The organism is Bifidobacterium pseudolongum subsp. globosum (genome assembly GCF_004155535.1).
Lineage (GTDB): Bacteria > Actinomycetota > Actinomycetes > Actinomycetales > Bifidobacteriaceae > Bifidobacterium > Bifidobacterium pseudolongum_C.
On sequence record NZ_RYUH01000015.1, the window covers coordinates 30,568 to 54,969 of the forward strand.

At 66.6% G+C, this 24,402-nt stretch carries 18 protein-coding genes; 9 read left to right on the forward strand and 9 right to left on the reverse strand.

Annotated elements, in window-relative coordinates; genetic code table 11:
- Positions 1-35 precede the first annotated feature (35 nt).
- Positions 36-1,670 (reverse strand): hypothetical protein, encoded by a 1,635-nt coding sequence (locus PG2093B_RS08135; RefSeq protein ID WP_129898063.1) that lies wholly within the window; start codon positions 1,668-1,670, stop codon positions 36-38.
- 275 nt (positions 1,671-1,945) lie between these two features.
- On the opposite strand from PG2093B_RS08135, the gene PG2093B_RS08140 reads away from it, so the two are divergent.
- Together PG2093B_RS08140 and PG2093B_RS08145 are read left to right on the forward strand one after the other, a co-directional pair.
- Entirely contained in the window at positions 1,946-3,292 is a 1,347-nt protein-coding gene (locus tag PG2093B_RS08140) for an ABC transporter permease (RefSeq protein WP_129898064.1), read from the forward strand.
- Positions 3,292-4,221 (forward strand): ATP-binding cassette domain-containing protein, encoded by a 930-nt coding sequence (locus PG2093B_RS08145; protein WP_129898065.1) that lies wholly within the window; start codon positions 3,292-3,294, stop codon positions 4,219-4,221. Before PG2093B_RS08140 ends, PG2093B_RS08145 begins: the two co-directional genes overlap by 1 nt.
- 27 nt (positions 4,222-4,248) lie before the next feature.
- Here PG2093B_RS08145 and PG2093B_RS08150 read toward each other — a convergent pair whose 3' ends face one another.
- The 5 genes from PG2093B_RS08150 to PG2093B_RS08170 all read right to left on the reverse strand — a co-directional run bounded on the left by PG2093B_RS08150 (position 4,249) and on the right by PG2093B_RS08170 (position 11,717).
- Positions 4,249-4,992, reverse strand: a complete 744-nt coding sequence (locus tag PG2093B_RS08150; protein ID WP_101429979.1) for an HD domain-containing protein — start codon at positions 4,990-4,992, stop codon at positions 4,249-4,251.
- A 56-nt stretch (positions 4,993-5,048) separates the two neighbouring features.
- Complete coding sequence (locus PG2093B_RS08155) at positions 5,049-5,918, reverse strand: class II glutamine amidotransferase (RefSeq protein WP_129898066.1); 870 nt, start codon at positions 5,916-5,918, stop codon at positions 5,049-5,051.
- Positions 5,919-6,030: 112 nt separating this feature from the next.
- The gene (locus PG2093B_RS08160) at positions 6,031-8,217 is read right to left on the reverse strand and encodes a KUP/HAK/KT family potassium transporter (protein ID WP_129898067.1); all 2,187 of its coding nucleotides are present in this window, start codon (positions 8,215-8,217) and stop codon (positions 6,031-6,033) included.
- A gap of 212 nt (positions 8,218-8,429) precedes the next feature.
- The gene (locus PG2093B_RS08165) at positions 8,430-9,386 is read right to left on the reverse strand and encodes a TatD family hydrolase (protein ID WP_129898068.1); all 957 of its coding nucleotides are present in this window, start codon (positions 9,384-9,386) and stop codon (positions 8,430-8,432) included.
- Between the two features lie 21 nt (positions 9,387-9,407).
- Positions 9,408-11,717, reverse strand: coding sequence for a glycoside hydrolase family 36 protein (locus PG2093B_RS08170; protein ID WP_431520225.1), 2,310 nt, complete (start codon positions 11,715-11,717; stop codon positions 9,408-9,410).
- 308 nt (positions 11,718-12,025) lie between these two features.
- Between PG2093B_RS08170 and PG2093B_RS08175 the strand changes: the two genes are divergently transcribed.
- Both PG2093B_RS08175 and PG2093B_RS08180 read left to right on the forward strand, forming a co-directional pair.
- Positions 12,026-13,867 (forward strand): ABC transporter ATP-binding protein, encoded by a 1,842-nt coding sequence (locus PG2093B_RS08175; protein ID WP_129898070.1) that lies wholly within the window; start codon positions 12,026-12,028, stop codon positions 13,865-13,867.
- A 12-nt stretch (positions 13,868-13,879) separates the two neighbouring features.
- The gene (locus PG2093B_RS08180) at positions 13,880-15,676 is read left to right on the forward strand and encodes an ABC transporter ATP-binding protein (RefSeq protein ID WP_129898071.1); all 1,797 of its coding nucleotides are present in this window, start codon (positions 13,880-13,882) and stop codon (positions 15,674-15,676) included.
- Positions 15,677-15,947: 271 nt separating this feature from the next.
- Here the strand turns inward: PG2093B_RS08180 and metG are convergent, their stop codons facing one another.
- Complete coding sequence (metG, locus tag PG2093B_RS08185; protein WP_129898072.1) at positions 15,948-17,816, reverse strand: methionine--tRNA ligase; 1,869 nt, start codon at positions 17,814-17,816, stop codon at positions 15,948-15,950.
- A gap of 168 nt (positions 17,817-17,984) precedes the next feature.
- Here metG and PG2093B_RS08190 point away from each other — a divergent pair, with 168 nt between their 5' ends.
- Both PG2093B_RS08190 and PG2093B_RS08195 read left to right on the forward strand, forming a co-directional pair.
- Complete coding sequence (locus PG2093B_RS08190; protein WP_129898073.1) at positions 17,985-18,638, forward strand: hypothetical protein; 654 nt, start codon at positions 17,985-17,987, stop codon at positions 18,636-18,638.
- Between the two features lie 34 nt (positions 18,639-18,672).
- On the forward strand, positions 18,673-18,993 hold the full coding sequence (locus PG2093B_RS08195; protein WP_242502893.1) for a hypothetical protein: 321 nt from the start codon (positions 18,673-18,675) through the stop codon (positions 18,991-18,993).
- Between the two features lie 2 nt (positions 18,994-18,995).
- Here the strand turns inward: PG2093B_RS08195 and rsmI are convergent, their stop codons facing one another.
- Positions 18,996-19,922 (reverse strand): 16S rRNA (cytidine(1402)-2'-O)-methyltransferase, encoded by a 927-nt coding sequence (rsmI, locus tag PG2093B_RS08200; protein WP_129898074.1) that lies wholly within the window; start codon positions 19,920-19,922, stop codon positions 18,996-18,998.
- 108 nt (positions 19,923-20,030) lie between these two features.
- On the opposite strand from rsmI, the gene PG2093B_RS08205 reads away from it, so the two are divergent.
- From PG2093B_RS08205 to PG2093B_RS08215, 3 genes are all read left to right on the forward strand, one after another.
- On the forward strand, positions 20,031-21,632 hold the full coding sequence (locus tag PG2093B_RS08205; RefSeq protein WP_129898075.1) for a dolichyl-phosphate-mannose--protein mannosyltransferase: 1,602 nt from the start codon (positions 20,031-20,033) through the stop codon (positions 21,630-21,632).
- Between the two features lie 95 nt (positions 21,633-21,727).
- The gene (locus PG2093B_RS08210; RefSeq protein WP_129898076.1) at positions 21,728-22,549 is read left to right on the forward strand and encodes an alpha/beta hydrolase; all 822 of its coding nucleotides are present in this window, start codon (positions 21,728-21,730) and stop codon (positions 22,547-22,549) included.
- Positions 22,550-22,628: 79 nt separating this feature from the next.
- A complete protein-coding gene (locus tag PG2093B_RS08215) occupies positions 22,629-23,435 on the forward strand; it encodes a TetR/AcrR family transcriptional regulator (RefSeq protein ID WP_129898077.1) in 807 nt (268 codons plus the stop codon).
- Here PG2093B_RS08215 and PG2093B_RS08220 read toward each other — a convergent pair.
- Complete coding sequence (locus tag PG2093B_RS08220; RefSeq protein WP_129898078.1) at positions 23,432-24,334, reverse strand: ROK family protein; 903 nt, start codon at positions 24,332-24,334, stop codon at positions 23,432-23,434. The two genes, PG2093B_RS08215 and PG2093B_RS08220, sit on opposite strands and share 4 nt — an antisense overlap.
- Positions 24,335-24,402: the final 68 nt, after the last annotated feature.

Genomic DNA, 24,402 nt, shown 5'->3' on the forward strand with positions numbered 1-24,402 from the left:
ACGCGCACCAGTCGGGCGCGGGCACATAACAGTCGTCAGGCAGCCATATCAACATGCACCGCACCGCCTTCCCGCTCATGCCCGCGCACGCCGGCGCTTGCATCCGCACCACCCTGCTCGCGCGCCGCAAGCCGCTCGATCTCCTGTTCGAACAGCGGCAGCGCGAGCTCGCAGTACTCGGGCAGCGACTGCTTGAGCAGGCTCGCCGCGGCGCGCACATGGAGCCCCTCGCCCTGCCCCTGCAGTTGGGCCAGCACCACGGTGGCCAGGTCGTCGCAGCGGTCGCAGAACGCGCGCCATTGCGTCGTGCGCGCCTTGTACCCGCGCGCGGCGACGGCGTTCCAGTCGGGTTCGCATTCGTCGATCGCCATGATCGGCAGCATCAGCACGTTCATCGCGCGCACCTGATCGCCCATGTGCTCGAGCGTGCGCACCCCGCGGTCGAAGCGTTCGCGGTCGCGCTGCTGGAACCCCACGGTCAGGTCTTCGGCGAGCACCGAGCCCATCAGCGAGTCGGCGAGGTCGCGCAGATACACCGGGTTCTCCCACAGCGGCTCCCCGGGCAGTGTGCGCGTCTCCTCGACCGCCATCAGCAGTTGCGCGGGGTCGGCGGTGGCGCGGTCCCACAGGGCACGGTAGGCGTGCACGAGCCGGTTCGCGTCGTAGAGGTACCGCCTGTCCGCGGCGATCGTGACGGTCGCGTGCCCGTCCGGCGAAAGCCACGGCACGTCGCCGATCTTCAGCGCGCGGGCGTAGTCGAGGTCGGCCTGCGCATGCAGCGAGCGCAGGTAGTCGGCCACGCGGCGGTAGCGCGTATCGGTGCAGGCGCCCTGTGCGCGCACGTTCGGGTCTTCGCGCAGCATGCACATGCCTATCCCCGGGTTGGTGAGCAGCATCGTGGCGATCTGCGCGCTCGACGCGGCTGGAGCGCCCCAGCGCAGCATGCAGTAGGCGGCGAGCCGGTGCGCTTGGTTGCCGTATTCCGCGCGGTCCGCGGCGCGCTGCTGCTGTGAGCCGAAGCGTTTCACACCGCTGCCGTGCAGCCAGCGCGAGATCTGCACTTGGCTCATCGGGCGGATCGTCACGGGCATGCGTGGGCTTGTCTGGCCGAGCAGCATGGCCATCGTGGCGTCGTTGATCAAGTCGTAGAGCCAGACGGCGAGCCCTTTCTGCCGCACGATGATCGACGTGTGCGTGAGGAACTGCCGCGCGCATTCCACGAGCGCGGCGTCGAGGCCCAACGACGCGACGCACATGAGCGAGGCCCAGCATGTGGAGCCGAACGCGCTGGACGCGAGTTCGACGAGCTGCGGGTCGAACACCTCGTCGTGGAACGCGCCGGTGCGCCCGTGGAAATCGCATGAGAGCGGTGTGGAGGCGGGGCTGCGCAGCTCGCTGTCGCAACGCGCGCCGGGGCACGGCGTAGTGCCGGCCGCGGGCTCAGGCTGCGCGCTGTCCGCCGCGCCTGCGTTGTCTGTGCGATCCGCTCCGTCTGCCGTGTCCGCGGATTCGCCACGGTCCGCGCGGACTGGCTGGACCACGGGGTGCAGGTCGCCGTCGATGCCGGCGAACGAGAGCGATGAGGCGGCCGTGACGTCGTTGAACCTGCGCTCGAGCGCGTCGAGCAGTGCGAGGAACCCGGCCGAATCCATCGTGAATGGTGTGCGCATGGTGTGCTCCTTTGTCTGTGTCCTGTTGCGTGTCTGCGCGCGCCGGCACCTCAAGCGGCGGCCGTCGCGCATGGATGCCACATTCCCATGCGCCGCGCGCCCGCACCACGGCCAGAGTGAAGAATGTGGATAAGTGGACGACACTCCGGCCATCCACAACCGCCATGCCGACTGTGGATAGAGGCGCGCGTGCAGGCTTTTTTCAGCCGGTCTGAGTAGAACCAGACAACAGACGGAACAATTTCCACACTGAACGGACACAGGAGAGACACCGGATGTTTGTTGCCAAGAACGCATGGGTCGAACTGCGCCGCCACCCGTGGCGCACGGCGCTCATGGTGATTGTGAGCCTGCTCGTGACCATGTGGTCGGTCTTCGGCGCCGCGGTGATGCACGAATACCACGCCGCGCACGGCGAAGGGTACGAGGCGCTCAAACCGCAGGCCGTGGTGCGCATGACGGACACGGCGCTCAGCGACCGCAACGGCGATGACGCCGACTGGACGAAGCGCTACATCACGTGGGACGAGTACAACGTGCTCGGCGCGGCCGCCCAGGCCAAGCAGGTGCAGTTCGAATACTCGGTGGTGGCGTCGGTGCCGGTGCGCTCGACCGATTCCTTCAAGGCGATCACCGCAAGCGCCACGTCCGGCGCCAGCCAGAACGAGACCGGCGGCGACTTCACGCTCACCTCGTTCTACAACGAGGCCGCCGTGGACGCCAACGAATACGGCACGTTCAAGGTCGTGGAAGGCAACAAGCTCGACTACCAGGACGTGACGGCGCGCGACGTGCTGATCTCGCAGGAACTCGCGAAGAAGAACAACCTCAAGGTGGGCAGCACAATCACCATCGGCAACCCGGCGGACGCCAAGGCCACCTACACGTTCACCGTCGGCGGCATCTACACCTATACAAGCACGCCGCAGGGCGTGCAGGGCGATGACGCGCAATTCGCCAAGGACAACCGCAACAACGTGATCTACACGAGCTACTACGACTTCGCGGCAAGCGGGCTCGACACCACGGAAGGCACCGGCTGGGCCGTGCCCGACATCAACATCGTGTTCACGCTGGCCAACCCGCAGGCGTATGAGCAGTTCAAGAGCGCGCTGAAGCCCGACCTGCCGGAGGGCTTCGCCGTGAGCTCCCCCACGATCGACGCCTACAACCGCTCGCTCGAACCGCTCGACAAGCTGGCGAACACCACGAAGGTCATGCTCATCTGCCTGTGGGGCATCGGTGGGGCGCTCGCGCTGCTGCTGACCTTGCTCGAGGCATGCCCGCGCCGCGAAGAAATCGGTTACGGTCTGGCCGTCGGCGTCACGAAGTCGCGCATGGCATGGCAGTTCATGGTGGAGATCCTGCTGCAGACCGTGCTGGGTGTGGCGCTCGGCCTGCTGATCGGCGGCTGGACGGCGAATCCGCTCGCCACGCAGCTCGCGCAAGGCCACACGATCGCGATGCACGGCGGCGTGCTGTGGAACGTCACGTGGATCGCGCTGCTGGCGTGCCTGCTGCTCGCGATCATCGCGGGCGTGCGCGTGGCGCTGTTCCGCACCGCGCAGCTGACGCATTCGCCATACCTCGATTCCGCCGACCCGACCACGAAGGAGCAGTGATGAGCAACCAGAAGCCGCAGGAGCGCACCGACGCCGTCGAGGAGCTCGATGAGCTGATGACCGACGAGTCGACCGAGCCGGGTATGGGCTACACGATCGAATACGACGACACTGACAGCGCAGACGCCGGTGCAGATGACACAGACACCGCAGACAGCACAGACGCCGAGCCCGAGGCCACTGCGGAGCCCAGCGCGGACGGCGCAGGCACGGACGACGTGGACGATTCGGTGTTCCGCGCCTACCCGATGTTCTCGATGCGAGGCGTGACGGTGACTGGCACGAAGACCGGCGAGCACATCTGGAACGACCTCACGATGCGGTGCGAGGCCGGCACTTCGTACGGCGTGCTCGTCGATGCGCACGACACCCGCCAGCACGACACGCTTGTGGCGTTGATGGCCGGCTTCGCGCACCCCGCCGAAGGCAGTGTGATGACCAAATCGACACCGCTGCACGACCTGACGCCGCTCGAACTGCGCGGGCACCGCATCGGCGTGCTGCTGCAGCAGTTCGCGCTGCGCGGCGACCTGAGCGCCGCAGCGAATCTCGAATACGCGATGGACGCGTCGAACCGCAACTACCTCAAGCCGATCGCCGTGCTCGCACAGGAGCTGCTGACGCACGTCGGCTTCGCGCCAAGCGGCGACGACAACGCGACGCAGACCGAGCGTTCACGCGCGCTTGTGCGCACGCTCGGCGCCGTGGACCGCGCGCGGGTCATGGTCGCGCGCGCGATCGCCACCGACCCCGACATCGTGCTCGCCGACGAGCCGACGGCCACACTCGACGAGGCCGACGCCGCCACGATCCTTGACCTGCTGCGCGCGCAGGTGCACGGTGAATCCAAGCAGCGCACCGTCATCGTCGTCACAACCGACCCGCACGTGGCCGGCGCGATGGACGAGACGATCGACCTGACGCACTGACCCCGCACCGGGCTGGCCGCGGCCGGCTCAGTCCACGAGACGCATGTGGTATTCCTCGGCGAGCGCCGGCACGTCCGGCTCGCCATAGGTGCGCACCAGGTCGAGCCACTGCTCCTTGTTGTCTTCGCCGAACCGCGCGGCCTTGCGCGCGTAGGCGTCGGCGGTCAGGAACTTGGGCGGCACCGACTTGCTGTGGTATTTGTCGGCCACCATGACCACTTCCTGCTCGAGGTTCATCGGCACGTAATCGTCCGGAGGCAGCGGCAGGCCTTGGCGCACGACGGCCTCGCGCGTCAACCCCACGCCGGTGTGGTTGCGCGCGTACTGCGCGATCGACTCGTCGTAGCCTTCGTTGAGCAGCAGGTCGTAGCCGATGAGTCCGTGCTGCACGTAGTGCGGGCCGTCGAACGTGAGCGGCTCGCCGTTCGAACCGTCGTTCTTCAGCACGCGGTATGTGCCGATGTCGTGCAGCAGCGCGCCGAGCACGGCCTGCCCGGCGTCGAGGTAGCGCGGCGGCACGGTGCCGCCCGTCACGCCGTCGGTCGCCGGCACGGCGAACGCGCCGGGCGCCGGCTCGCCGGTGCGTTCGGGTGCGTCCGCCGGCAGGGTGCAGCGGCGCATGAACAGCGCGTTGCGGCGGTGGATGAGCTGGCGGGTGATCTGCGCGATGATCACGCAGTGGGTGTGGATGAGGTCGTAGGCGGCGTCGGACGGCGCGAGCTTGCGGTGCAGCGCCTCGATCTGGTCGACGGTGGGGATGATTCCTGTCATGCTGCCCATCGTAGTCGCGCGCGGGCGCATGCGGCTCCACCGAGTGCGAACGGCGTTCAGATGCCGCGTACGCGGAACGCGCCGGTGCGGTTCGACGCCACGATCATGTGGTTGTTCTCCAGTTCGCGCCACCCCTCTTCGGCGGGCTGGTCGAATCCGGTGCTCGCCACCACAACACCCTTTGGCTCGTCTGGCTTGGCGCCGAGTTCGCGGTAGTGCAGCACGCTGTAGTCGCGCGCCTCGTCGGCGCGGCCATGGCGCGCGTAGATGTCGACGACGCCCTGCGCGGTGGGGCGCCCGCTTTCCGCGCGCAGGGCGATGAACTGGTCCTGGCTTTGGATCATGCAGTTGTAGCTCGCGTCGGGGTAGGTGGCGCGCAGTTCGCGCACCGCCTGTGCGAGCGCCTCTTCGAGCGCGAAGCCGAAGCCCAGGTATTGCAGCACGATCGCGAAGTACATGGCCGAATCGGACCGGCCGCCGGTGGACTGCACCAGGTTCTGGTCGATCGGGTACGCGCGGTTCGTGGTGATGTTGCGGCCCTGCGCGTCCGAGATGTCGCCGTTGTGCGCGAAGCCGAGGCCGCTGGCGAAGAACGGCTGCTGGTTCTCCAGGATCAGCGGCAGGTTCGAGCTCGCGAGACGCAGGTGCCAGATGGCGCCGCGCGCCGGTGCATGCGCGAGCTCGTTGAAGATCGGGTCGTATTGCGCGGCGATCGTGTTGCGGTAGAGCGCCGACCCGGTCTCGGGCGAGGGCGCGCCGCCGTCGTTGACGTGCGCCGCGTGCCCTGGCTCGTTGATCAGCACGGCTCCCCAGCCGTCGTTGTGGATCTCGCTCAGATCACGGAACGCGGCGCACTCGCGCATGCCAAGCACCTCGTCGAGGCTCACATTGACATTCGCGGTGGCGTATCCCAGTAATCTGCACATAATCGTTTACTGTAACGATTCCGCGCGGCGCCCGCCACCGATTCTCAGGATTTCGCTATCGGTTTTGCTTCTAACCCCTGCAAGACCCGCGCCATGGCGCCGAAACGGCCGGTCAGCCCACGCGCTTGAGGCGCGGCGGGCGCACGGTGGACAAGAAGAGCGGCTGCACTTCGGTGACCGGGTTGTAGGGCGCCAGACCGAACCATTTGACCGGCGAGCCGGCCACATGCCGGATCGCATACTTGATGCGCAACGCCCACGCCCCCTTGGCCGAGACCTTGGATTCGGGCATGAGGGCCTTGTGGATGAGCACGTACTTGATCGGGCCGATCTCGGGGTCGGCATCCACCTTCGGGTAGCGCGTCGTCTGTTGCGGCAGGTCGCCAGTGCGCAGCAGGTCGTGCATGATCTGGTGCAGGTAGGCGGGGATCGACTGCGAGACCTTGAATCCAAGGCGGATGCGCACACGGAACAGGTAGTCCGTGCCGTAGTCCTCCACCGTGTATTCGCGCGTGAACGGGTCGTCGGTCGTCTCGACCGACACGATCCACCAGGCGTGTGCGCGCTTGGGGTGGTTGGCGAAGATCGAGAAGAACACGTCGGTGTCCATGCGCTTCATGTCCTGATCGGACGTCAGGTACACGATGTTGTCGGAATAGTACGGGATCGTCGCGTCGTCATGCAGCCGCTGCAGCACCGGCAGACAGTCGTCGAGCTGCATGTGGCGCCGCTGCGCGCGTTCGAGCTTTGTACCTTCGTTCCACGTGACCATCACTGTCAGGATTGCGATTGTGAGCAGCGCAGTGAACCAACCTCCATGCATGAACTTCGCCATCGAGGCCACGAAGAACAAGAGCATGATCGTGGGGAACACCACGGCGAACACCACGGCCGCCACATGCATGCGCTTGTGCCACAGGTACACGGTCACGAGGATCGACGTCATGATCATCGTCACCGTGAGCGCCAGGCCGTAGGCGGCCGCGATGTGCTCGGAATCGCGGAAGATGAGCAGCACCGCCACCGTGGCCGCGCATAGCACGCAGTTGACGGTGGGAATGTATAGCTGCCCGCGCGTGCGCGCCGGGTAGCGCACCTGCAGATGAGGCATCCAGTTGAGGCGCGTGGCCTCGGAGACGATCGTGAACGCGCCGGAGATCAGGGCCTGCGAGGCGATGACGCCAGCCACGACCGAAAGCACCACTGCTACATAGCGCAGTTCGGGCGTCATCATGGCGAAGAACGGGTTCGGCGCTCCCCCTTCGCGCACGAAGGCCGGATTGTCGAGCGTGCGGATGATCCATGCGCCTTGCCCGAAGTACGACAGCACGAGGGCGAGGTTGATCAGCGGCCACGTGGCGTAGATGTTGCCGCGGCCCACATGGCCCATGTCGGAATACAGCGCCTCGGCGCCGGTGATCGACAGGAACACGGTGCCCATCAACGCAAGCCCCGCGCGGTTGTCTCCGCTGACGAGGAACTCCACGCCGTAGACGGGGTTCAGCGCGCGCAGCACCTCGAGGTTGTGCGCCATGCTGATGCCGCCGGTGACGGCGATGAACACGAACCACACGAGCACGGTGGTGCCGAACACCTTGCCGATGCGCTCGGTGCCACGCGACTGCACGGCGAACACGGCCACGATGATCACGAGGGTGATGACGAGCGTGAGGTTCGGGTTGGCGGAGAACACGCTTTGCAACGCGGGCAGCGTCTGCAGGCCTTCGACGGCCGAGCTGATCGACATGGCCGGCGTCAGCACCGAATCGGCCAGGAACGCGGCGCCGCCGATCATCGCCGGCACGATGAGCCAGCCGCCGTAGCGGCGCAGCAGCGAATACAGCGCGAAGATGCCGCCTTCGCCCTTGTTGTCCACGCGCATGCAGATGAGCACGTATTCGATTGTGGTGATCAGCGTCATCGTCCAGAACACGAGCGAGAGCATACCGATCACGGCCGTTTCGTCGGCGTGCGCCACGCCGCCCTGGCCGGCGAGGAAGGTCTGCATCGTGTAGAGCGGCGACGTGCCGATGTCGCCATACACCACACCGAGCGCCACGATCGACATGGCGAGCGTGACCTTGTCGGGCCCCGACTGCAGCTTGCGCCACCACCGGCCCACCGGGCCGCCCGCGCACGGCTGGTTGAGCCGTTGCGCCGCCTGCTGCTTGACGGCGCGCTCCTTGAGCAGCTCCTCGCGCTCCTCTTTGGTGAGCACCTCGTGCGAGACCTTGGGCGCACGCGTGTATTGGCCCGTCTGCGTAAGCAACGGGTCTTCGTCATCAGGCCGTTGAGCCATCACGATGTCCTTTCAACAGCGGGACTAACCCCGCCCTCAAAATACGCATTAGGGAACGGTAATGCCTCATGGGTTCCGGCATGGCCGCACTTTTCGTACAGCGCACTCGCCGCGCAATGGTCGAGGCCTTGCCCTTCACGCCCGTTCAGTGCGTGCGATCGCGATGGCGCGCGCAACACGCACTGGCGGATTCTCCAGTCAACAGGCCGTGTTCAGACCCCGTACACCTCGCGCGTCGTCGCGCGGGTCGTGCGCGCCACCTCGTCGATCGGCAATGCCAGATATTGGGCAAGCGCATCCAAAGTGTATGGAATCATATACGGCGCGTTCGTGCGCCCACGGTACGGCATCGGCGTCAGATACGGCGCATCGGTCTCCACCATCACATGGTCGAGGCCCACGATGCGCGCGGATTCACGGATGCCGTCGTTGCCTTTGTAGCTCGACGTGCCCGAAAGCGAGAGGTACCAGCCGTGCTCGCACGCGATCCGCCCCATCTCGGCGTCACCCGAATAGCTGTGGAACACGGTGCGCCGCGGGGCGCCGTCGGCGAGCAATGTCTCGATGACCTCGCGGTGCGCGTCGCGGTCGTGGATCTGCAGCGGCAGGTCGAGCTCCTTGGCGAGCGCGATATGCGCGCGGAACGCCTCGCGCTGCAGTTCCTTGGCCCCTTCGCCGGTGCGGAACAGGTCCATGCCCGTCTCGCCGATCGCCACGACCTGCCGCGGGTAGGCGCGCGCGATGCGGTCCACTTCGGCAATCGCGTCGTCGAAGCTCACATCGTGCCACGGCTTGTAGCGCAGCGGCAGGCCGTCGGGCCCGGGCACGCCGCGGTGGCCGTGCAACACGGATTCGTTGGGGTGGATCGCGATCGCCGCGTGCACCACGCCCGGGTGTTCGCGCGCCATGTCCACCGCGGTCATGAGGTTCGGCAGTTCGCAGCCGCAGTCGATCACGCCTTCGACGCCCACCGCCTGCGCCTGCGCCAACAGTTCGCTCACGCTGTACACGGGCACTTCGGGCTGGCCCTTGGCCTGCGCCTCGTAGCTCATGGCGCGCGAGAACGGCACAACGGAGGCCACGTGCGTGTGATTGTCGATGACGTGCGCGTCGGCGCCCAGTGCGGGCGGCGCGGGGGCCCAATTGCGATCGCGGTGCTTTTTGCTCATGGGCCCCAGTCTACGCGCGGCTCACTGCGCGCGGTAGCTCACTTCGAAGATGCGCGCGCTCGGCCGTTCGCGGTCGGCCACCGTGAGGCGCACGGTGTCAGGGTCGACATGCTCGATCGTCCATGGATGCGCGCCCGGCGCATGCTCCGGATGGTCGGGGTCGGGGAACACCTGCCGCACATGCGCGCCATGCCCGAGCTGCAGGTACATCGTGTCGATGCCGCTGCGGCGCCACACGGCCAGGTACTCCACGTGCTCGTTGCCGTCCATGAGCTTCGCCACATCCGGATAGACCGCTTCGGCGATCGCGCGGTTGTGCCGCAGGCCGTACGCGAGCCACGGGCCGTTGAAATCCGGCAGGTCGTCGGGCCACCATGGCATGAGATGACCTTGCTCGTTGAGCACACGGCGGTGGAGCGCCACGGCGTCGCGCACCAGACCGAGCCGCTGGTCGCCCATGCGGTTGATGAACCCGGAAAGGTAAAGGCGCCCCAGAACGCCGGCGGTCAGCGTGAACACGGCCGTCTCGTCGTCCATCTCCTCTTGCGCGTAGCCCCAGTTGCCCTGCTGTTCGGGCAGGATCGTCATGCCGGCGCCGGCGGCGATCGCCGCGTAGATCGAGGGGTCGGCCTGGTCGGATGTGGATTGCATGTCGAGCCGGCTGAGCATCGCGTAGTCGGCGCGCATGGCGCCCGACGAGCAGTTCTCGATCATCACGTCGGGGTGCGCGCGGCGGATGCCGTCGACCCAGTCCTGCACCGCGCGGCAATGCTCAAGCAGGCCGGCGCCCACCGAATCGGTGTCGACGTCGGTGCCCACGCCGGGCGTCGTGTTGTAGTCGAACTTGAAATACCCCACGCCGTATTCGCTGATCAGCCGCTCCACCGTGCGCGTCGCGTGTGCGCGCGCGATCGGCGAGCGGAAGTCCAGATGATAACGCCCCTGGTCGGCCACGCGCGCGCCGTGCCGGCAGAAGAACGCGCTGTCGGGCATATCCTGCGCGAGCTGGCAGCGCACGCCCATGACCTCGGGTTCGAGCCACAGGCCGGCGACCATGCCGTGCGATTGGATATCGTGGATCAGCCCGGCGAGGCGCACGGTGCCGAAGCGGTCGACGGACGGCTCCCAATCGCCGACCATGTCCCACCAGCCGCCGTCGGCGTCGTCATACCAGCCGGCGTCGATGCAGAAGACATCGGCGCCCACCTTGTAGGCGCCTTCGACGAGCGGCAGTTCCTGCTCGATGTGCGGGTCGCCCCACAGCGTGTTCATGTAGTCGTTGTAGACGACGCGCAGCTCCATGCTGTCGAACTCGGCGGCGCGGCCGAGTTCGCGCGCGTGCCGCATGCGTGTTTCGCGGCGCTGCAGCGTCATCTCGGCCACGGCCTGCTGCCAGTCGTCCGCGCACACCGCGAACGAGACCGGCACCGATGTGAACTCGTTGCCTTCGCCGAGCATGGTGAACCACTGGTGGTCGGCGTATTCCGGGCCGTACGCGCTGATGCGCACGCCGGGGTCGTCCTCGCCGATCTCCCATTCCCATGCGCCATTGTGCTCGATCTGCCAGATGAACGCGAACGGGCGCGATTCGGGGGCCTCGCTGAAGCCTTCGACGATGCCGGTCGGCGAGAACTCGCCGGTCGACCATGTGGACGACGAACGGAACGCGAACCGCGCCGACGACGCGCCCGGGTTGACCTTCTGGTCGCGGTCGCGCAGCGAGGTGGAGCGCAGCGGCTGGCAATGCCACGCGTTCTCGAGGTCCCACGAGTTCTCGCCCCAGTAGATCATCGTCTGACTGTCATCGAGCCGCGCCACGGCAAGCGGCATCGTCGCGTTCATCGACGAGACCGCCTCGACCGGGTATGGCTTGTCGCAGCACAGCTGCGTGTACGTACGCACGGCGCTCAACTGCGGGTACGCCTCGAACACCGAGACGACCGTGGGGCCGCCCTGCGGGTCGCGCTGCACGATCGACAGGCGGTACAACGCGTCGGGCGCCGTGGGGTCGGCCGGCGTATGCCGGTACGCCTCCACGAACCGCAGTTTCCTGCCCGCGGCCGATTTGGCCAGTTGGAGGCGGTTGTCCCCACCGCTGTCGATCGACGAGCGCAGTTCCACGATCGGCTGCGCGTCCGGTTCGCCGGCGATGTTGGCGTCCACGGCGCGCATGCCGCGCCCGGACATGCCGACGAGCCGCACCGGCGCGTCATCGCGCACGTCGAAGACGAGCGTGACGACGCCATTGCCCCATACGATCCTGCCGTTTTCCCCTGCACCGATCCTGTCTGCCCCGGCGCACAGAACCTCGAATGTTGTGTTGCACTGCATCATTCGCCCGTTCCTTCCACCACCTCATGCACCGGGTGCCGCCATGCCGCGCGCGCCGCGATGCGCGCAACCGCCCATGGCTCGACCCCGTACTCTGTTCTTCACTCTGGTTCAGTTCCATTATGCACGACCGCACACAACGAATGTTCCCCGCAAGCGGATTCGTCGAAACTCCATCCGGTGACGCGAATGATGCGATATACTTAAGCGGTTCATACCCGACGCGCGCCGGCGTCCCCGCACAGCCGCGGGCCGCCGCCGGACGATCCACCTGGACAGACAAACAGCAACCACTAAGGACGCCAACGATGTACGTCAATCCGAACCGCAACCGCAACGCCGGCAACCTGCGCTGGCTCATGGCGTATTGCAAACCCGACCTGCCGCGTGCGATAGGCGCGATTGTGCTGTACGCGGTGAGCGCGGCGATGGCGCTCATCACACCGCTGATCTCCGCGCGCATCGTCGACCAGGTGATCGAGGCCGGGCGCATCAGCCAACTGACCGGCCTGTGCATCCTCATGATCGTCGTGACCGTGGTGCGCGACGCCGCGTACTACGGCAACGCCATGTGGATGGAACGCTTCGGGCAGAACACCGTGTTCCGCTTGGTGAGCGACGAATACGAGAAACTGCACGAGCTCGACTTCAACTACTTCAACCACACGCGCACCGGCGACATCATGAGCCGCATGACGTCGGACACCGACGCGATCCGCCACCTGCTCAGCTGGGTCACGTACCAGGCGCTCAACTGCGTGGTCATGTTCGTCGGCGCGCTCGCGATGATGAGCTCGATCGACTGGCGCCTCGCGCTCGCGCTCGCGTGCGTGACGCCACCGCTGTTCCTGCTCACGCGCGCGCTGTCGCAGCGCGCCAAGCCGCTGTTCCTCGGCATCCGCAATTCGCTCGCCGCCATGAACTCGATGGTCGAAGAGAACATCGAAGGCAACCGCGTGGTCAAGGCGTTTGTGCGCGAGGAGCATGAGACGGGCAAATTCGACGAACGCAACGCCGACTACATGGACCGCAACATGGCGATGGCCGAAAACACGCGCCGCTTCATGCCATGGCTCGACGGCCTCGGCTTCTCGCTGCAGCTCATCACGATCGGCTTGGGCGGCCTGCTCGTGTTGCAGGGCAACATGACGCTCGGCGGGCTCGTGGCCTTCAGCTCGTACCTGTGGATGATCGATTCGCCGGTGCGACAATCCGGCTGGCTCGTCAACGACTGGCAGCGTTTCAACGCGTCGTGCGTCAAGATCCGCCGCCTGCTCACGTCACAGCCGCGCATCCGCGAAGAGGCGCCCGGGCGCGCCGCCGAACCGCGGCATGTGCGCGGGGCGATCCACTTCGACCATGTGAGCTTCGCGTTCCCCGACGACCCGGGCACGCCGGTGCTTGACGACATCGACTTCGCCGTGCCCGCCGGCGCGCGCCTCGGCATCCTCGGCGAGACCGGCGCCGGCAAATCGACGCTCGTCAACATGATCGCGCGCTTCTACGACCCCACAAGCGGGCGCGTGCTGATCGACGGCGTCGACGCGCGCGCATGGCCGCTCAAGACGCTGCGCGAAGAGGTGAGCGTCGTGGCGCAGGACACGTTCCTGTTCTCCGACACGATCGGCGGCAACATCGGCTTCGGCCTCGGCGGCCGGCAGACGCCCGACCCCGAATACATCCGCCGCATCGCGTTCATCGCCGGCGCCGACGACTTCATCGAGCGCATGCCCGAAGGCTACGACACCGTGGTCGGCGAGCGCGGCGTCGGGCTTTCGGGCGGCCAGAAGCAGCGTTTGAGCCTGGCGCGCGCGATCGCCGACGACCCGTCGATCCTGATCATGGACGACACGACGAGCGCGGTGGACATGGAGACCGAGGCGAAGATCCAGCAGCATCTGGCCGAGCTGGAAGGCACGAAGACGATTGTGACGATCGCGCACCGCATCTCGTCGGTCAAGGACTGCGACCTGATCCTCATGCTCGAGCACGGGCGCATCGTGGAGCGCGGCACGCACGAGGAGCTGATCGCCGCGCACGGTCGCTACTGGCAGATCTACCGCAAACAGCTCGGCCTGCAATCGGGCCAGTCGCAGGGCTACACACAGGCCGGCGAGACGGCCGGCGGCGCAACGGACACGACGAACTGAGGGAGGTGCACCATGGCACAACGCAATACCTACCGCGAAGACGAGGAACTCGAGGAGCAGATCAACCTGCGTGACCTGCGCCGTGTGGCCGTGTATCTCAAACCGTACCGTAAGCGCATCGCCGCGATTGTGGCGGTCGTGGTCTCGATGAGCTGCATCGCCGTGAGCGTGCCGTACCTGACGAAGATCATGATCGACGACGTGCTGCCGCACAAGGACTACGCGCTGCTCGGCTGGATCGCGCTCATCATGCTCGTGCTGATCATGCTGTACGAAGTGGCGCTGCGCTACCGCACGTACGAGATCACGCGCGTCGGCCAGCTTGTGCTCAAGGACATGCGGCGCGACCTGTTCACGCACATCCAGACACTGCCGTTCAGCTATTTCGATTCGCGCCCGCACGGCAAGATCCTGATCCGCGTCGTCAACTACGTCAACACGCTGTCCGATACGCTCAGCTCGGGGCTGATCAACGTGATCTCCGACGTGTTCACGTTCGTGATCACGCTCGTCATCATGTTCGCGATCGACTGGCGGCTCGCCCTGTGGAGCCTCGCGCTGTTCCCGCTGCTCATCGTGGTGGTGCGCGTGCTGCAGCATTTCCAGCGCAAGGCGTACCAGCGGCTGAGCAACAAGCAGAGCAACCTCAACGCCTACATCCATGAGTCGATCGCCGGCGTGAAGACGACGCAGACCTTCGCGCGCGAGCATGAGCAGCTCGCCACGTTCCAGGAGCAGCAGGGGCAGGTGCGCAGCGCGTGGATGCGCGCGGTGCACCTGCAGTTCCTGCTGTGGCCGAGCATGGAGATCATCTCGGTGAGCACGATGGCGCTGCTGTATTACGTGGGCATCATGAACATCGGCGGTGTGGCCGCCACAACGGGCACGCTGATCGCGTTCATCGGCTACGCCAACAACTTCTGGAACCCGGTCATCAACATCGGCAATTTCTACAACCAGCTCATCACGTGTTCGGCGTATCTGGAGCGCATCTTCGAGACGCTCGACGTGCGGCCCGAGATCACCGACGCGCCTGATGCGGTGGAACTGCCGCCGGTGCGCGGGCAGGTCGATTTCAACGATGTCGTGTTCCGGTATGAGCCCGACGGCCGCAACATCCTCAACCTCGTGGACCTGCATGTGCGCCCGGGGCAGACGGTCGCGCTCGTGGGCCCGACCGGCGCAGGCAAGACGACGATCATCAACCTGCTGTCGCGTTTCTACGATGTGGCGGAGGGGTCGGTCACGATCGACGGGCACGATGTGCGCGGTGTGACGCTCGAGTCGCTGCGCCGGCAGATGGGCGTGATGCTGCAAGACACGTTCATCTTCTCCGGCACGATCCGCGACAACATCCGCTACGGCAAGCTCGACGCGACCGATGAGCAGATCGAGCGCGCGGCGAAGGCCGTGCACGCGCACGAGTTCATCATGCAGCTGTCCAACGGCTACGACACCGTGGTCGAGGAGCGCGGTTCGACGCTGTCGATGGGCCAGCGCCAGCTCATCGCGTTCGCGCGCGTGCTGCTCGCCGACCCGCGCATCCTGATCCTCGACGAGGCGACGAGCAACATCGACACGCAGACCGAGGAGGCGCTGCAGGCGGGGCTCGCGCACCTGCTCGTGGGGCGCACGAGCTTCATCATCGCGCACCGGCTGAGCACGATCGAGGACGCCGACATGATCTGCTACGTGGACCACGGGCAGATCGTGGAGCAGGGCACGCACAGCGAGCTGATGGCCAAGCGCGGCGCCTACTGGCGCCTCGTCGAGTCGCAGTACGCGATGATCGCCGACTCGCTCGGCTGAGTGCGGGCCGCGGCGCGCAGGAAAAGAGAAAGCCGGCGGAGAGAAGGCCGCCGGCTCAGAGAGAAGAGAGAGAAGAAGGGTTCAGTTATGGGGTTCTAGAGAAGGAACCTCGTCAACGACGTCACAGGCATCGCTGATAGGTATCAATATACGCCATCGGCCTGTAACACGTTCGACTTTTTTGCTCACAGCTAGCTTGGGTGTGAGCGCGCACACATCCAAGCTGGACGTTCGTTGGCGGCGGGTGTGCGCACACCGCCGCCAACGCGCATCACTCGTTGGCGGCGAGCTTCGCCTTCTCCGCTTCCAGACGCTCGGATTCCGCCTGTTTGCGGGCGTTGAGCGCCTCTTCGAAGCGCGCGAGCTCCTCGTCGACCGCCTCGGCGGGGATCTTGGCGAAGATCGGCGTCGGCTTGGCCACCGGGGCGCCCACCTCGATCGGCTCGCTCTTCCACGGGCGCACCGTTTCGCCGAGCACATAGTCGCCGGTGATCACCGGGTAGTGGAACGCCGGGTTGTCGAGGTCCTCCACCTCTTCGATGCGCGGCAGCGGCGAGAACACGCCGGCGCCACCGAGCGCCTCGAAGACCTTCTGCGCCGAATGCGGCAGGAACGGCGCGAGCAGGTGGTTCGCGTCCATCACGGCCTGGGCCGCCACATGCAGCACGGTACCGAGGCGTTCCGGGTCGTCCTTGATCTTCCACGGTTCGGTGGCCGAGATGTACTTGTTGATGTCGCCGACCACGCGCATCGCCTCGTTCAGCGCGTTCTTCTGGCGGTGGTGTTCGATCAGGTCGCCCACCGTGGCGAAGGCGCCGGCCGATTCGGCGAGCAGCGCGCGGTCGTCGTCGGTCAGCTTCGATTCCACCACCGGCGGCACCTCGCCGAAGTTCTTGGCGATCAGGTTGGCCACGCGGTTGACGAGGTTGCCCCACGACGCGGCGAGCTCCTCGTTGTTGTGGCGCACGAACTCGGACCATGTGAAGTCGGAGTCGGAGGTCTCCGGGCCGGCCATCGAGATGTAGTAGCGCACGGCGTCCACCGGGTAGCGTTCGAGGATGTCCTTGACGTAGATGACGATGCCGCGCGACGAGCTGAACTTCTTGCCTTCCATCGTCATGAACTCGGACGCCACGACCTGCTCGGGCAGGTTGAGCGGGCCGAGCTGTCCGGTTTCGCCGCCGCGCGAGCCCTGGCCGTTGTAGGCGAGCATCTCGGAGGGCCAGATCTGCGAATGGAACGTGATGTTGTCTTTGCCCATGAAGTAGTAGCCCGGCGCCTCGGGGTCGTTCCACCACTTGCGCCACGCCTCCGGGTCGCCCGAACGGCGCGCCCACTCGATCGAGGCGGAAAGGTAGCCGATCACCGCGTCGAACCACACGTACAGGCGCTTGTTCGGGTTGTCGATCCAGCCGGGCACGGGGATCGGGATGCCCCAGTCGATGTCGCGCGTGATCGCGCGCGGCTTGACTTCGCGGAACAGGCCGATCGAGAAGTTCAGCACGTTCGTGCGCCAGCCCTGGCGCGTCTTGAGCCATGCCAGGTTCGCGTCGGCGAGCGCCGGCAGGTCGAGGAAGTAGTGTTCGCTCTCCTGGAAGATCGGCGTTTCGCCGTTGATCTTGGAAACCGGGTCGATCAGCTCGTCGGGGTCGAGCTCGTTGCCGCAGTTGTCGCACTGGTCGCCGCGCGCGCCCGGCGCATGGCAGATCGGGCATTCGCCCTCGATGTAGCGGTCGGGCAGTGTGCGCCCGGTGGACGGCGAGATCGCGACCTTCTGCACGCCCTTGTAGATGTAGCCGTTGGCAAGGCACTGGCGGAACAGTTCCTGCACCACGAGTTCGTGGTTCTTGGTGGTGGTGCGGGTGAAGAGGTCGTAGCTCAGGCCGAGCTTGCACAGGTCGCTGGCGATGACGCGGTTGTAGCGGTCGGCGAGCTCCTGCGGGGTCACGCCTTCCTTGTCCGCTTCCACGAGGATCGGGGTGCCGTGCTCGTCGGTGCCGGAGACCATGAGCACATCATTGCCCTTCATGCGCTGGTAGCGCGCATAGACGTCGGAGGGCACGCCGAATCCGGCGACGTGGCCGATATGACGGGGGCCGTTGGCATACGGCCAAGCAACATTCACCATAATATGAGTCATGCGCCGATTATCCGGCCGAGCTAGGACACTGCGGGCCCGCCCGGCCGCCGCCGAATCCACCGCTGCGTCCACATGCGCGCGGGCGCACAGTGCGGGTTGTCCACATATCCACAATGCACCGGGCCACGGTTTGCGTCATGCCGCATATGTGGCTTACGCTGTGCGCCCATGACGACCGACATGTACCAGCCCATGCTGCCGTTGTGGGACGAGCCGCCCACCGAGCGCAGCGCCCCGCCGCCAGCGCCGCTTTCGCTGCCCGGACCTCCGCCGATCATCACGGCCGAGCATGTGACCGGCCCGCTCGGCATGCACATGCTCATCGATCTGGGCATCCTGATCCCGCTCGACGACGCGCACGCCTACCGCCGCGACGACGGCGATTCGCTGTACGGGCGCGCGGCGATCACCGCGGCGGCGCTGCCGAAGCGCATCACCTCGATGACCGTGTGCGGGGCGACCGCGGCGTGGGTGTGGCACGGCGGCGACTTCCCCGCCACGGTGGACATCCTCTCGTCGAGCCACCACCGCACGCGCGTGTTCGGCAGGCCGATCCGCACGCGCGCACGGCGTGTGCCGGCCGACCAGATCACGTCGATCGGCACGCTCAGCCTCACCACACCGGAACGCACCGCGTGCGACCTCGCACTGAGCCCGATCGAGGAGATCCGCGCGCACAGCTGGCAGCCGGTCATCGCCGCACTGATGAAGCAATACGACTTCGGGCTGCAGCCGTGCCTGAACATCCTCGACGGCTGCAGTTACCTGCACACCGCCAAGCAGGCGCGCGACGTGCTCACCGACTTCGCATGCATCGCCTGACCTCCCCACAGATCCACCACAGAAAGGACCCACCATGCCTTCCACCCGCAGGGGAAACGCGAGCACCCGCCGCCGGCTCGCCGCCGCCGCGCGCACGGGCCGACACGACGGGCCGGCGCGCCCGCTCGACCCGCCGGCGCCGCCGATCGCACTGAACGCCGTGGTGGCGAGCGATCCGGACACGCCGATTGATGTGCTGTGGCACATCGCACGCCACGCCCCGCATTTGCGCAAATGGGTCGTTGTCAACCGCGCCGCCGACGCGAATCTGCTCGAGTTCATCTCGCAGCAGGGCGGCCCCGGTGTGCGCGAGACGCTCGAGCTGCTGCTTGACGCGCTCGAACGGCGCGCCTGAACTCACTCCCTGAGCGCGAGTGCGGCCGCGTACACCTGTTTTTTGTTCGCGAGCGATCCGTCGGGCGCCGGATGCTGCGCCACGACGTGCGCGATCGCGTCTTTGATGCGCATGTGCCCATCGCTCGCCATCCGCTGCGCGAGCCGCGCGAGCTCCTGTACATCGAGCGCGCGCTCCTGCTGCGGCTCGGTGCCGGTCGCGCCGCCGATGACGAGCACCATCTCGCCGCGCGGCGGGTCGGATTCGACCGATGCGCGCACTTCGCCGATCGTGCCGCGGCGGATCTGCTCGTAGTCCTTCGTCAGTTCGCGGCACAGCGCCATCGGGCGGTCGGCGCCGAAGGCCGTTTCGAGGTCGGCCATCGCCTCGTCGATGCGGTGCACCGTCTCGTAGAAGACCATCGTGCGGCGTTCTGACTGGAGCATGCGCAGATGCTGCATGCGGTCGGCGTGCTTGCGCGGCAGGAACCCCTCGTAGCAGAAACGGTCGGTCGGCAGGCCCGACAGCGCCAATGCGTCGAGCACGGCGGACGGCCCGGGCGCGCACGTGACCGGCAGGCCGCGTTCGATCGCCCGGCGCACGATCGCGAGCCCGGGGTCGTTGATCGTGGGCATGCCGGCGTCGGAGACGACGAGCACCGTGGCGCCCGCCTCCACTTGGTCGAGCAGTCCGTCGGCCTTGCCGCGCTCGTTGTGGTCGTGGTTCGCCACCACATGGCCGCCGACGCGCACACCGAGCCTGTTGGCGAGCGCGTACAGCCGCCGCGTGTCTTCGGCCGCCACGATATCGGCGCGCTCGAGCAGCGCCACGAGCCGCGCCGAGGCGTCGGCCGTGTTGCCGATCGGCGTGGCCGCGAGTACGACCGTTCCACGTGGAACAGTGACATCCGGCACCTGCACCACCTGCTCCTGCGCTCCCACCTGAGTCATGTGCCCTGCCTCCAATCATGCCCGCCGCCGCGCGGCCCTATGCGAATGCCTTCCCTCAAATATAAGAGCACGACCATAATGGAACGCAGCAGCCCCAAGGAGGACCCCATGTCGCAACCGCCGCAACCACGCGCATCCGCCGCCCGCACCGGCGCACGGCACGCCGCGCACGCCGCACGCGTGCACGCCGGCCTGTTCACCCACCCCACGCGCGCCGTGGAGTGGGCGTGCACATTGATCGTCGCGCTGTTCGGCGCGCTGCTGCGCTTTGTGCGCCTCGGCGAGCCGCGCGCGGTCGTGTTCGACGAGACGTACTACGTCAAGGACGCGTGGACGATGCTCCAGACGGGCGAGCCGCGCAACTGGCCGCAGACGGTGCCGTACCTGGGGCAGGACGTCAACCCGAACATCCCGTTCGCGAGCGGCGAGACCGACCTGTGGCTCGATTCGGCCGAATACGTGGTGCACCCGCCGATGGGCAAATGGTTCATCGCGTGGGGTCTCAAGCTCTTCGGCGGAGCGGCGAACCCCTTCGCATGGCGCGCCGCGACGGCGATCGCCGGCACGATCGCGATCATCGTGCTGATCCGCGTGATCCTGCGCCTGTTCCACAACCTGCCGATCGCGCTGTTCGGCGGTGCACTGATGGCGATCGACGGCGTGGGGATCACGATGAGCCGCACCGGCCTGCTCGACATCTTCATCATGGTGCTCGCGCTCGGCGCGTTCAGCCTGCTGCTCATGCACCGCGACTGGGCCAAGGCACGGCTCGGGCGCGCCGCCGCCCCGGGCGCGCGTCCGCCGCAGATCGCGGTCTCGTGGTACCGCATCGGCGCGGCCGTGCTGCTTGGGCTCGCGACGGGCGTCAAATGGTCGGGCACGTATTTCATGGCCGTCTTCTGCGTGATCAGCGTGCTGTGGGACGCGTGGATGCGCCACCAGGCCGGCTACCGTCGCTGGTTCGTCACGGGCGTGCTGCGCGACGGCGCGCTCGCCGCGTGCACGATGCTGCCGGTCTACGCACTGACGTATCTGGCCACATGGACCGGCTGGTTCCTGCACCCCGACTCCTACATGCACGACTGGGCGCGGCTGCACCCGGGCGAAGGCATCCAGTGGCTGTCCGAGTCGTGGCGCTCGTTCGTGCAGTACCACGCGCAGATGTGGCAGTTCCACACCACGCTCGACGCGCCACACGATTACAAGGCGAACCCGCTCACATGGCCGCTGCAGATCCGCCCCACGAGCTTCTACTGGGAGAAGCTGCCCGACCACCCCGGCCTGTGTTCGCTCGCGCCGCACGCGCAATGCGTGGCGGCGGTGACCTCGCTCGGCAACCCGCTCATCTGGTGGCTCGGCTCGCTGTGCGCGATCGGCGCGATCGCGATCGCGATCTGGCGCCGCGGCGACTGGCGCATCTGGGCCGTGCTCGCCGGGTTCCTCGGCGGCTGGCTGCCGTGGGCGCAGTATCTGAACCGCACCACGTTCACGTTCTATTCGATCGTGCTGCTGCCGTGGATGATCATGGCGATCTGCTACGTGTTCGACTGGCTGCGCACAGCCGTCGCGCGCGCCACATGGCAGGCCGCGCTCGGCTCCACGCTGGGGCTGTGCCTGCTCGTCTCGGCGTTCTTCTACCCGATCTGGACGGCCATGCCCGTGCCGTACGGGTTCTGGCTGAGCCACATGTGGCTCGAGTCGTGGATCTGACCCGCCCGCCCATCGGCCGGGCTATAATAGTCATATCATTGAACTATATGGATGGGGCACCATCCACAATCCACTGACCCCAGCAAGAAGGCAGCATGCAATACATCGAACAGACGATCACCGGCACTGACGGCACCACCGCGCGCTTCATTGGCTACGTACCCGACAATTCCCCCGAAATCGTGCCCGACCGCACACGCCCCACCGTGCTGATCGTGCCCGGCGGAGGCTACGAGATGACGTCGGACCGCGAGGGAGAACCCATCGCCCTGCAGTTCCTGGCGGCCGACTGCAACGCCTTCGTGTTGCGCTATTCGTGCGCGCCTTCGGTCTACCCCACCGCGCTGCTCGAAGTGGCCGAGGCGATGCGCCTCATCCTGGACAATGCCGAAGCGTGGCACATCGACCCGGCGCGCATCGCCGTGCTCGGATTCTCCGCGGGCGGCCATCTGGCCGCCGACTTCGCCACATCCGCCTCCGACGGCGTGCTGCGCGCGCACGGCTACGACCCCGCGCTGCTCGCGCCGACCGCGCTCATGCTCTCCTACCCGGTCGTCACCTCAGGCGCATACCGCCACGACGGCAGTTTCCGCGCGCTGCTCGGCAGCCGCTACGGCGACGAAGACGCGATGCACGAAGTGAGCATCGAAGAGCACATCGACGCGCGCACGCCGCCGGTCTTCGTCTGGCACACGATGCCCGACGACTGCGTGCCCGTGCAGAACACGCTCATGCTCATCGAGGCGTGCCGCGCCGCGCACGTGCCGGTCGAGGCGCACCTGTTCCCCGAAGGCGGCCATGGCCTTGCGCTCGCCACCGCGCAGACCGCATGGCAAGGCGTCAACGGCATCGAACCCGGCGTGCAGGCGTGGATCGGGCTGGCACTCGACTGGCTCGCGCGCACATTCGCCGACTGACGCACACCGCCATCGTGCGTGAGGTACGATGGCAGTGCCGATTCCACCCCTCCGACCACCGACAAGGACGCCAATCCACATGACCCTCGCAGCATGGCAGCAGATCCTCGACCAGCACGGCGTCGCCGCTTCGGGCAGGCCCAAGCCGATCCTCGCCTCACATGAGGTGACCGTACGCGACACCACATCGGCAAAGCGCTTCGAAAAGCGCAAGCGCATGACGCAGGAGGAACGCCATCTGCAGATCCTGCGCGCCGCGTCGAAGATCCTTGCCGTCAAAGGGTATTGGGGCATGTCGCTGCAGGACATCTCCGACGAGATCGGCATCAGCGAGGCCGCGCTCTACCATTACATCGCCTCGAAAGAGGACCTGCTGGCCATGGTGCTCACCGAGGGGTACGACACGACGGAGTCGAACGAGTTCGCGGCGTTCAGCGCGTCGGCGGTGGACGCCGACGGCCACCGCATCTACTATTACCCGCGCTATTGCCTCAACACCGTGCTGTACAACATGCAGCGGCCCGAGATGATCCAGCTGCTGTGCGTCTTGAGCGGCGAGGCGCTCAATCCCGACCACCCCGCACACCAGTTCTTCACCGGCCGGCACATCCGCCGCTGGGAGATGATCGGCTCGATGAACTGGCTGCTGCCGAACGGCATGAACGAAGAGCGGTTCTTCGACCTGTACACGCTCGTCGCCTCGGCGATCGACGGCCTGCAGGCGCGTTGGCTCGCCGACGACTCGCTCGACCTGCTCGAGGAATGGATGCATTTCAGCGACGTGATCTTCCCCGCAAACGTGTGGGAAGGCATCAGCGACCCGTCCGAGCAGGATCCGGATGACCCACGCTGCCTCATGCCATACACGCTGCAGGAGCGTGGCTAGGCGTTGACGCCCACTTCCTCCATGAACGCGTAGTACGCGCCGATGAGTCCGGCGTTGCCGCTGTGGCGGCAGCGTTTGATCGCCGTTTTGAACGGTTTCCAATCGCGGATTGAGTCGAGCGCGTCCTCGAGCATCGGCAACAGCAGCGGTTCGCGGCTGATGCTGCCGCCGATGAGCACGACCTCGGGGTCCACGGTGGCCACGGTGTTGAAGATGCCGACGGCGATGTAATGCACCCAGCGCTCCACGATCGCGCGCACGCGCGGGTCGTCGAGCCGCTGGAACAGCGTGCTCGGCAGCACCTCGCCCGCCTCGCCGCCGAACTCCTCGGCGTACCACTCCGTGAGGCACAGTGTCGAGACGAAATCGTGCAGCGGCAGGGCGCCGGCCGAATCGTAATTGACGATCATCTGGCCGATCTCCGCGGCACGCCAGTCCTTGCCACGGCGCAGTTTGCCGTCGAGGAACAATGCGCCGCCCATGCCGGTGTCAAGCGTCACCAGGACGAAATCGTCGAGTTTCTGCGCGTTTCCAGACATCTTTTCGGCCATCGCGGCGCAGTTCGCGTCGTTTTCGAGCCATGTGGGAATATCCTGCCCGAGCCGCGCGGCCAGTTCCACGCCGATCTGCTGTTTGGCGAGGAACTTGAGCGCACCGGCGGTGCGCGCGGTCTGCGTCTTCGTGTCGATGAACCCGGGCATGCTGATCGCAATGCCGTCGAGGGGCGCCTGCTGTTTGCGCACCACCTGCACAAGCGCCTCGTAGAACGCGTCCACGTCGGTGTTCGGCGTGGCGAAGGTGCCGGGGATGCCCATGCGCCCGTCCGCGAACAACGCATACCGGGTGAAGCTGGTGTTGATTTCGAACGCCAGGACGTGATGCTGCGCTTTGCCCGCCATGTCAACCTCGCTTTTCCAGGGGCGCCGGCGGCTCCTGCGCCCCGTGGGTCCCTTGTGCTCAGTGTGCT

Bases quoted from the DNA above. Each gene is read 5' to 3' on its own strand.
- metG (WP_129898072.1), bottom strand. From the start codon at position 17,816: ATGACTCATATTATGGTGAATGTTGCTTGGCCGTATGCCAACGGCCCC.
- rsmI (WP_129898074.1), bottom strand. From the start codon at position 19,922: ATGACTCAGGTGGGAGCGCAGGAGCAGGTGGTGCAGGTGCCGGATGTC.
- PG2093B_RS08170 (WP_431520225.1), bottom strand. From the start codon at position 11,717: ATGCAGTGCAACACAACATTCGAGGTTCTGTGCGCCGGGGCAGACAGG.
- PG2093B_RS08220 (WP_129898078.1), bottom strand. From the start codon at position 24,334: ATGGCGGGCAAAGCGCAGCATCACGTCCTGGCGTTCGAAATCAACACC.
- PG2093B_RS08210 (WP_129898076.1), top strand. From the start codon at position 21,728: ATGCAATACATCGAACAGACGATCACCGGCACTGACGGCACCACCGCG.
- PG2093B_RS08160 (WP_129898067.1), bottom strand. From the start codon at position 8,217: ATGGCTCAACGGCCTGATGACGAAGACCCGTTGCTTACGCAGACGGGC.
- PG2093B_RS08205 (WP_129898075.1), top strand. From the start codon at position 20,031: ATGTCGCAACCGCCGCAACCACGCGCATCCGCCGCCCGCACCGGCGCA.
- PG2093B_RS08145 (WP_129898065.1), top strand. From the start codon at position 3,292: ATGAGCAACCAGAAGCCGCAGGAGCGCACCGACGCCGTCGAGGAGCTC.
- PG2093B_RS08135 (WP_129898063.1), bottom strand. From the start codon at position 1,670: ATGCGCACACCATTCACGATGGATTCGGCCGGGTTCCTCGCACTGCTC.
- PG2093B_RS08180 (WP_129898071.1), top strand. From the start codon at position 13,880: ATGGCACAACGCAATACCTACCGCGAAGACGAGGAACTCGAGGAGCAG.
- PG2093B_RS08150 (WP_101429979.1), bottom strand. From the start codon at position 4,992: ATGACAGGAATCATCCCCACCGTCGACCAGATCGAGGCGCTGCACCGC.
- PG2093B_RS08155 (WP_129898066.1), bottom strand. From the start codon at position 5,918: ATGTGCAGATTACTGGGATACGCCACCGCGAATGTCAATGTGAGCCTC.
- PG2093B_RS08190 (WP_129898073.1), top strand. From the start codon at position 17,985: ATGACGACCGACATGTACCAGCCCATGCTGCCGTTGTGGGACGAGCCG.
- PG2093B_RS08215 (WP_129898077.1), top strand. From the start codon at position 22,629: ATGACCCTCGCAGCATGGCAGCAGATCCTCGACCAGCACGGCGTCGCC.
- PG2093B_RS08140 (WP_129898064.1), top strand. From the start codon at position 1,946: ATGTTTGTTGCCAAGAACGCATGGGTCGAACTGCGCCGCCACCCGTGG.
- PG2093B_RS08175 (WP_129898070.1), top strand. From the start codon at position 12,026: ATGTACGTCAATCCGAACCGCAACCGCAACGCCGGCAACCTGCGCTGG.
- PG2093B_RS08165 (WP_129898068.1), bottom strand. From the start codon at position 9,386: ATGAGCAAAAAGCACCGCGATCGCAATTGGGCCCCCGCGCCGCCCGCA.
- PG2093B_RS08195 (WP_242502893.1), top strand. From the start codon at position 18,673: ATGCCTTCCACCCGCAGGGGAAACGCGAGCACCCGCCGCCGGCTCGCC.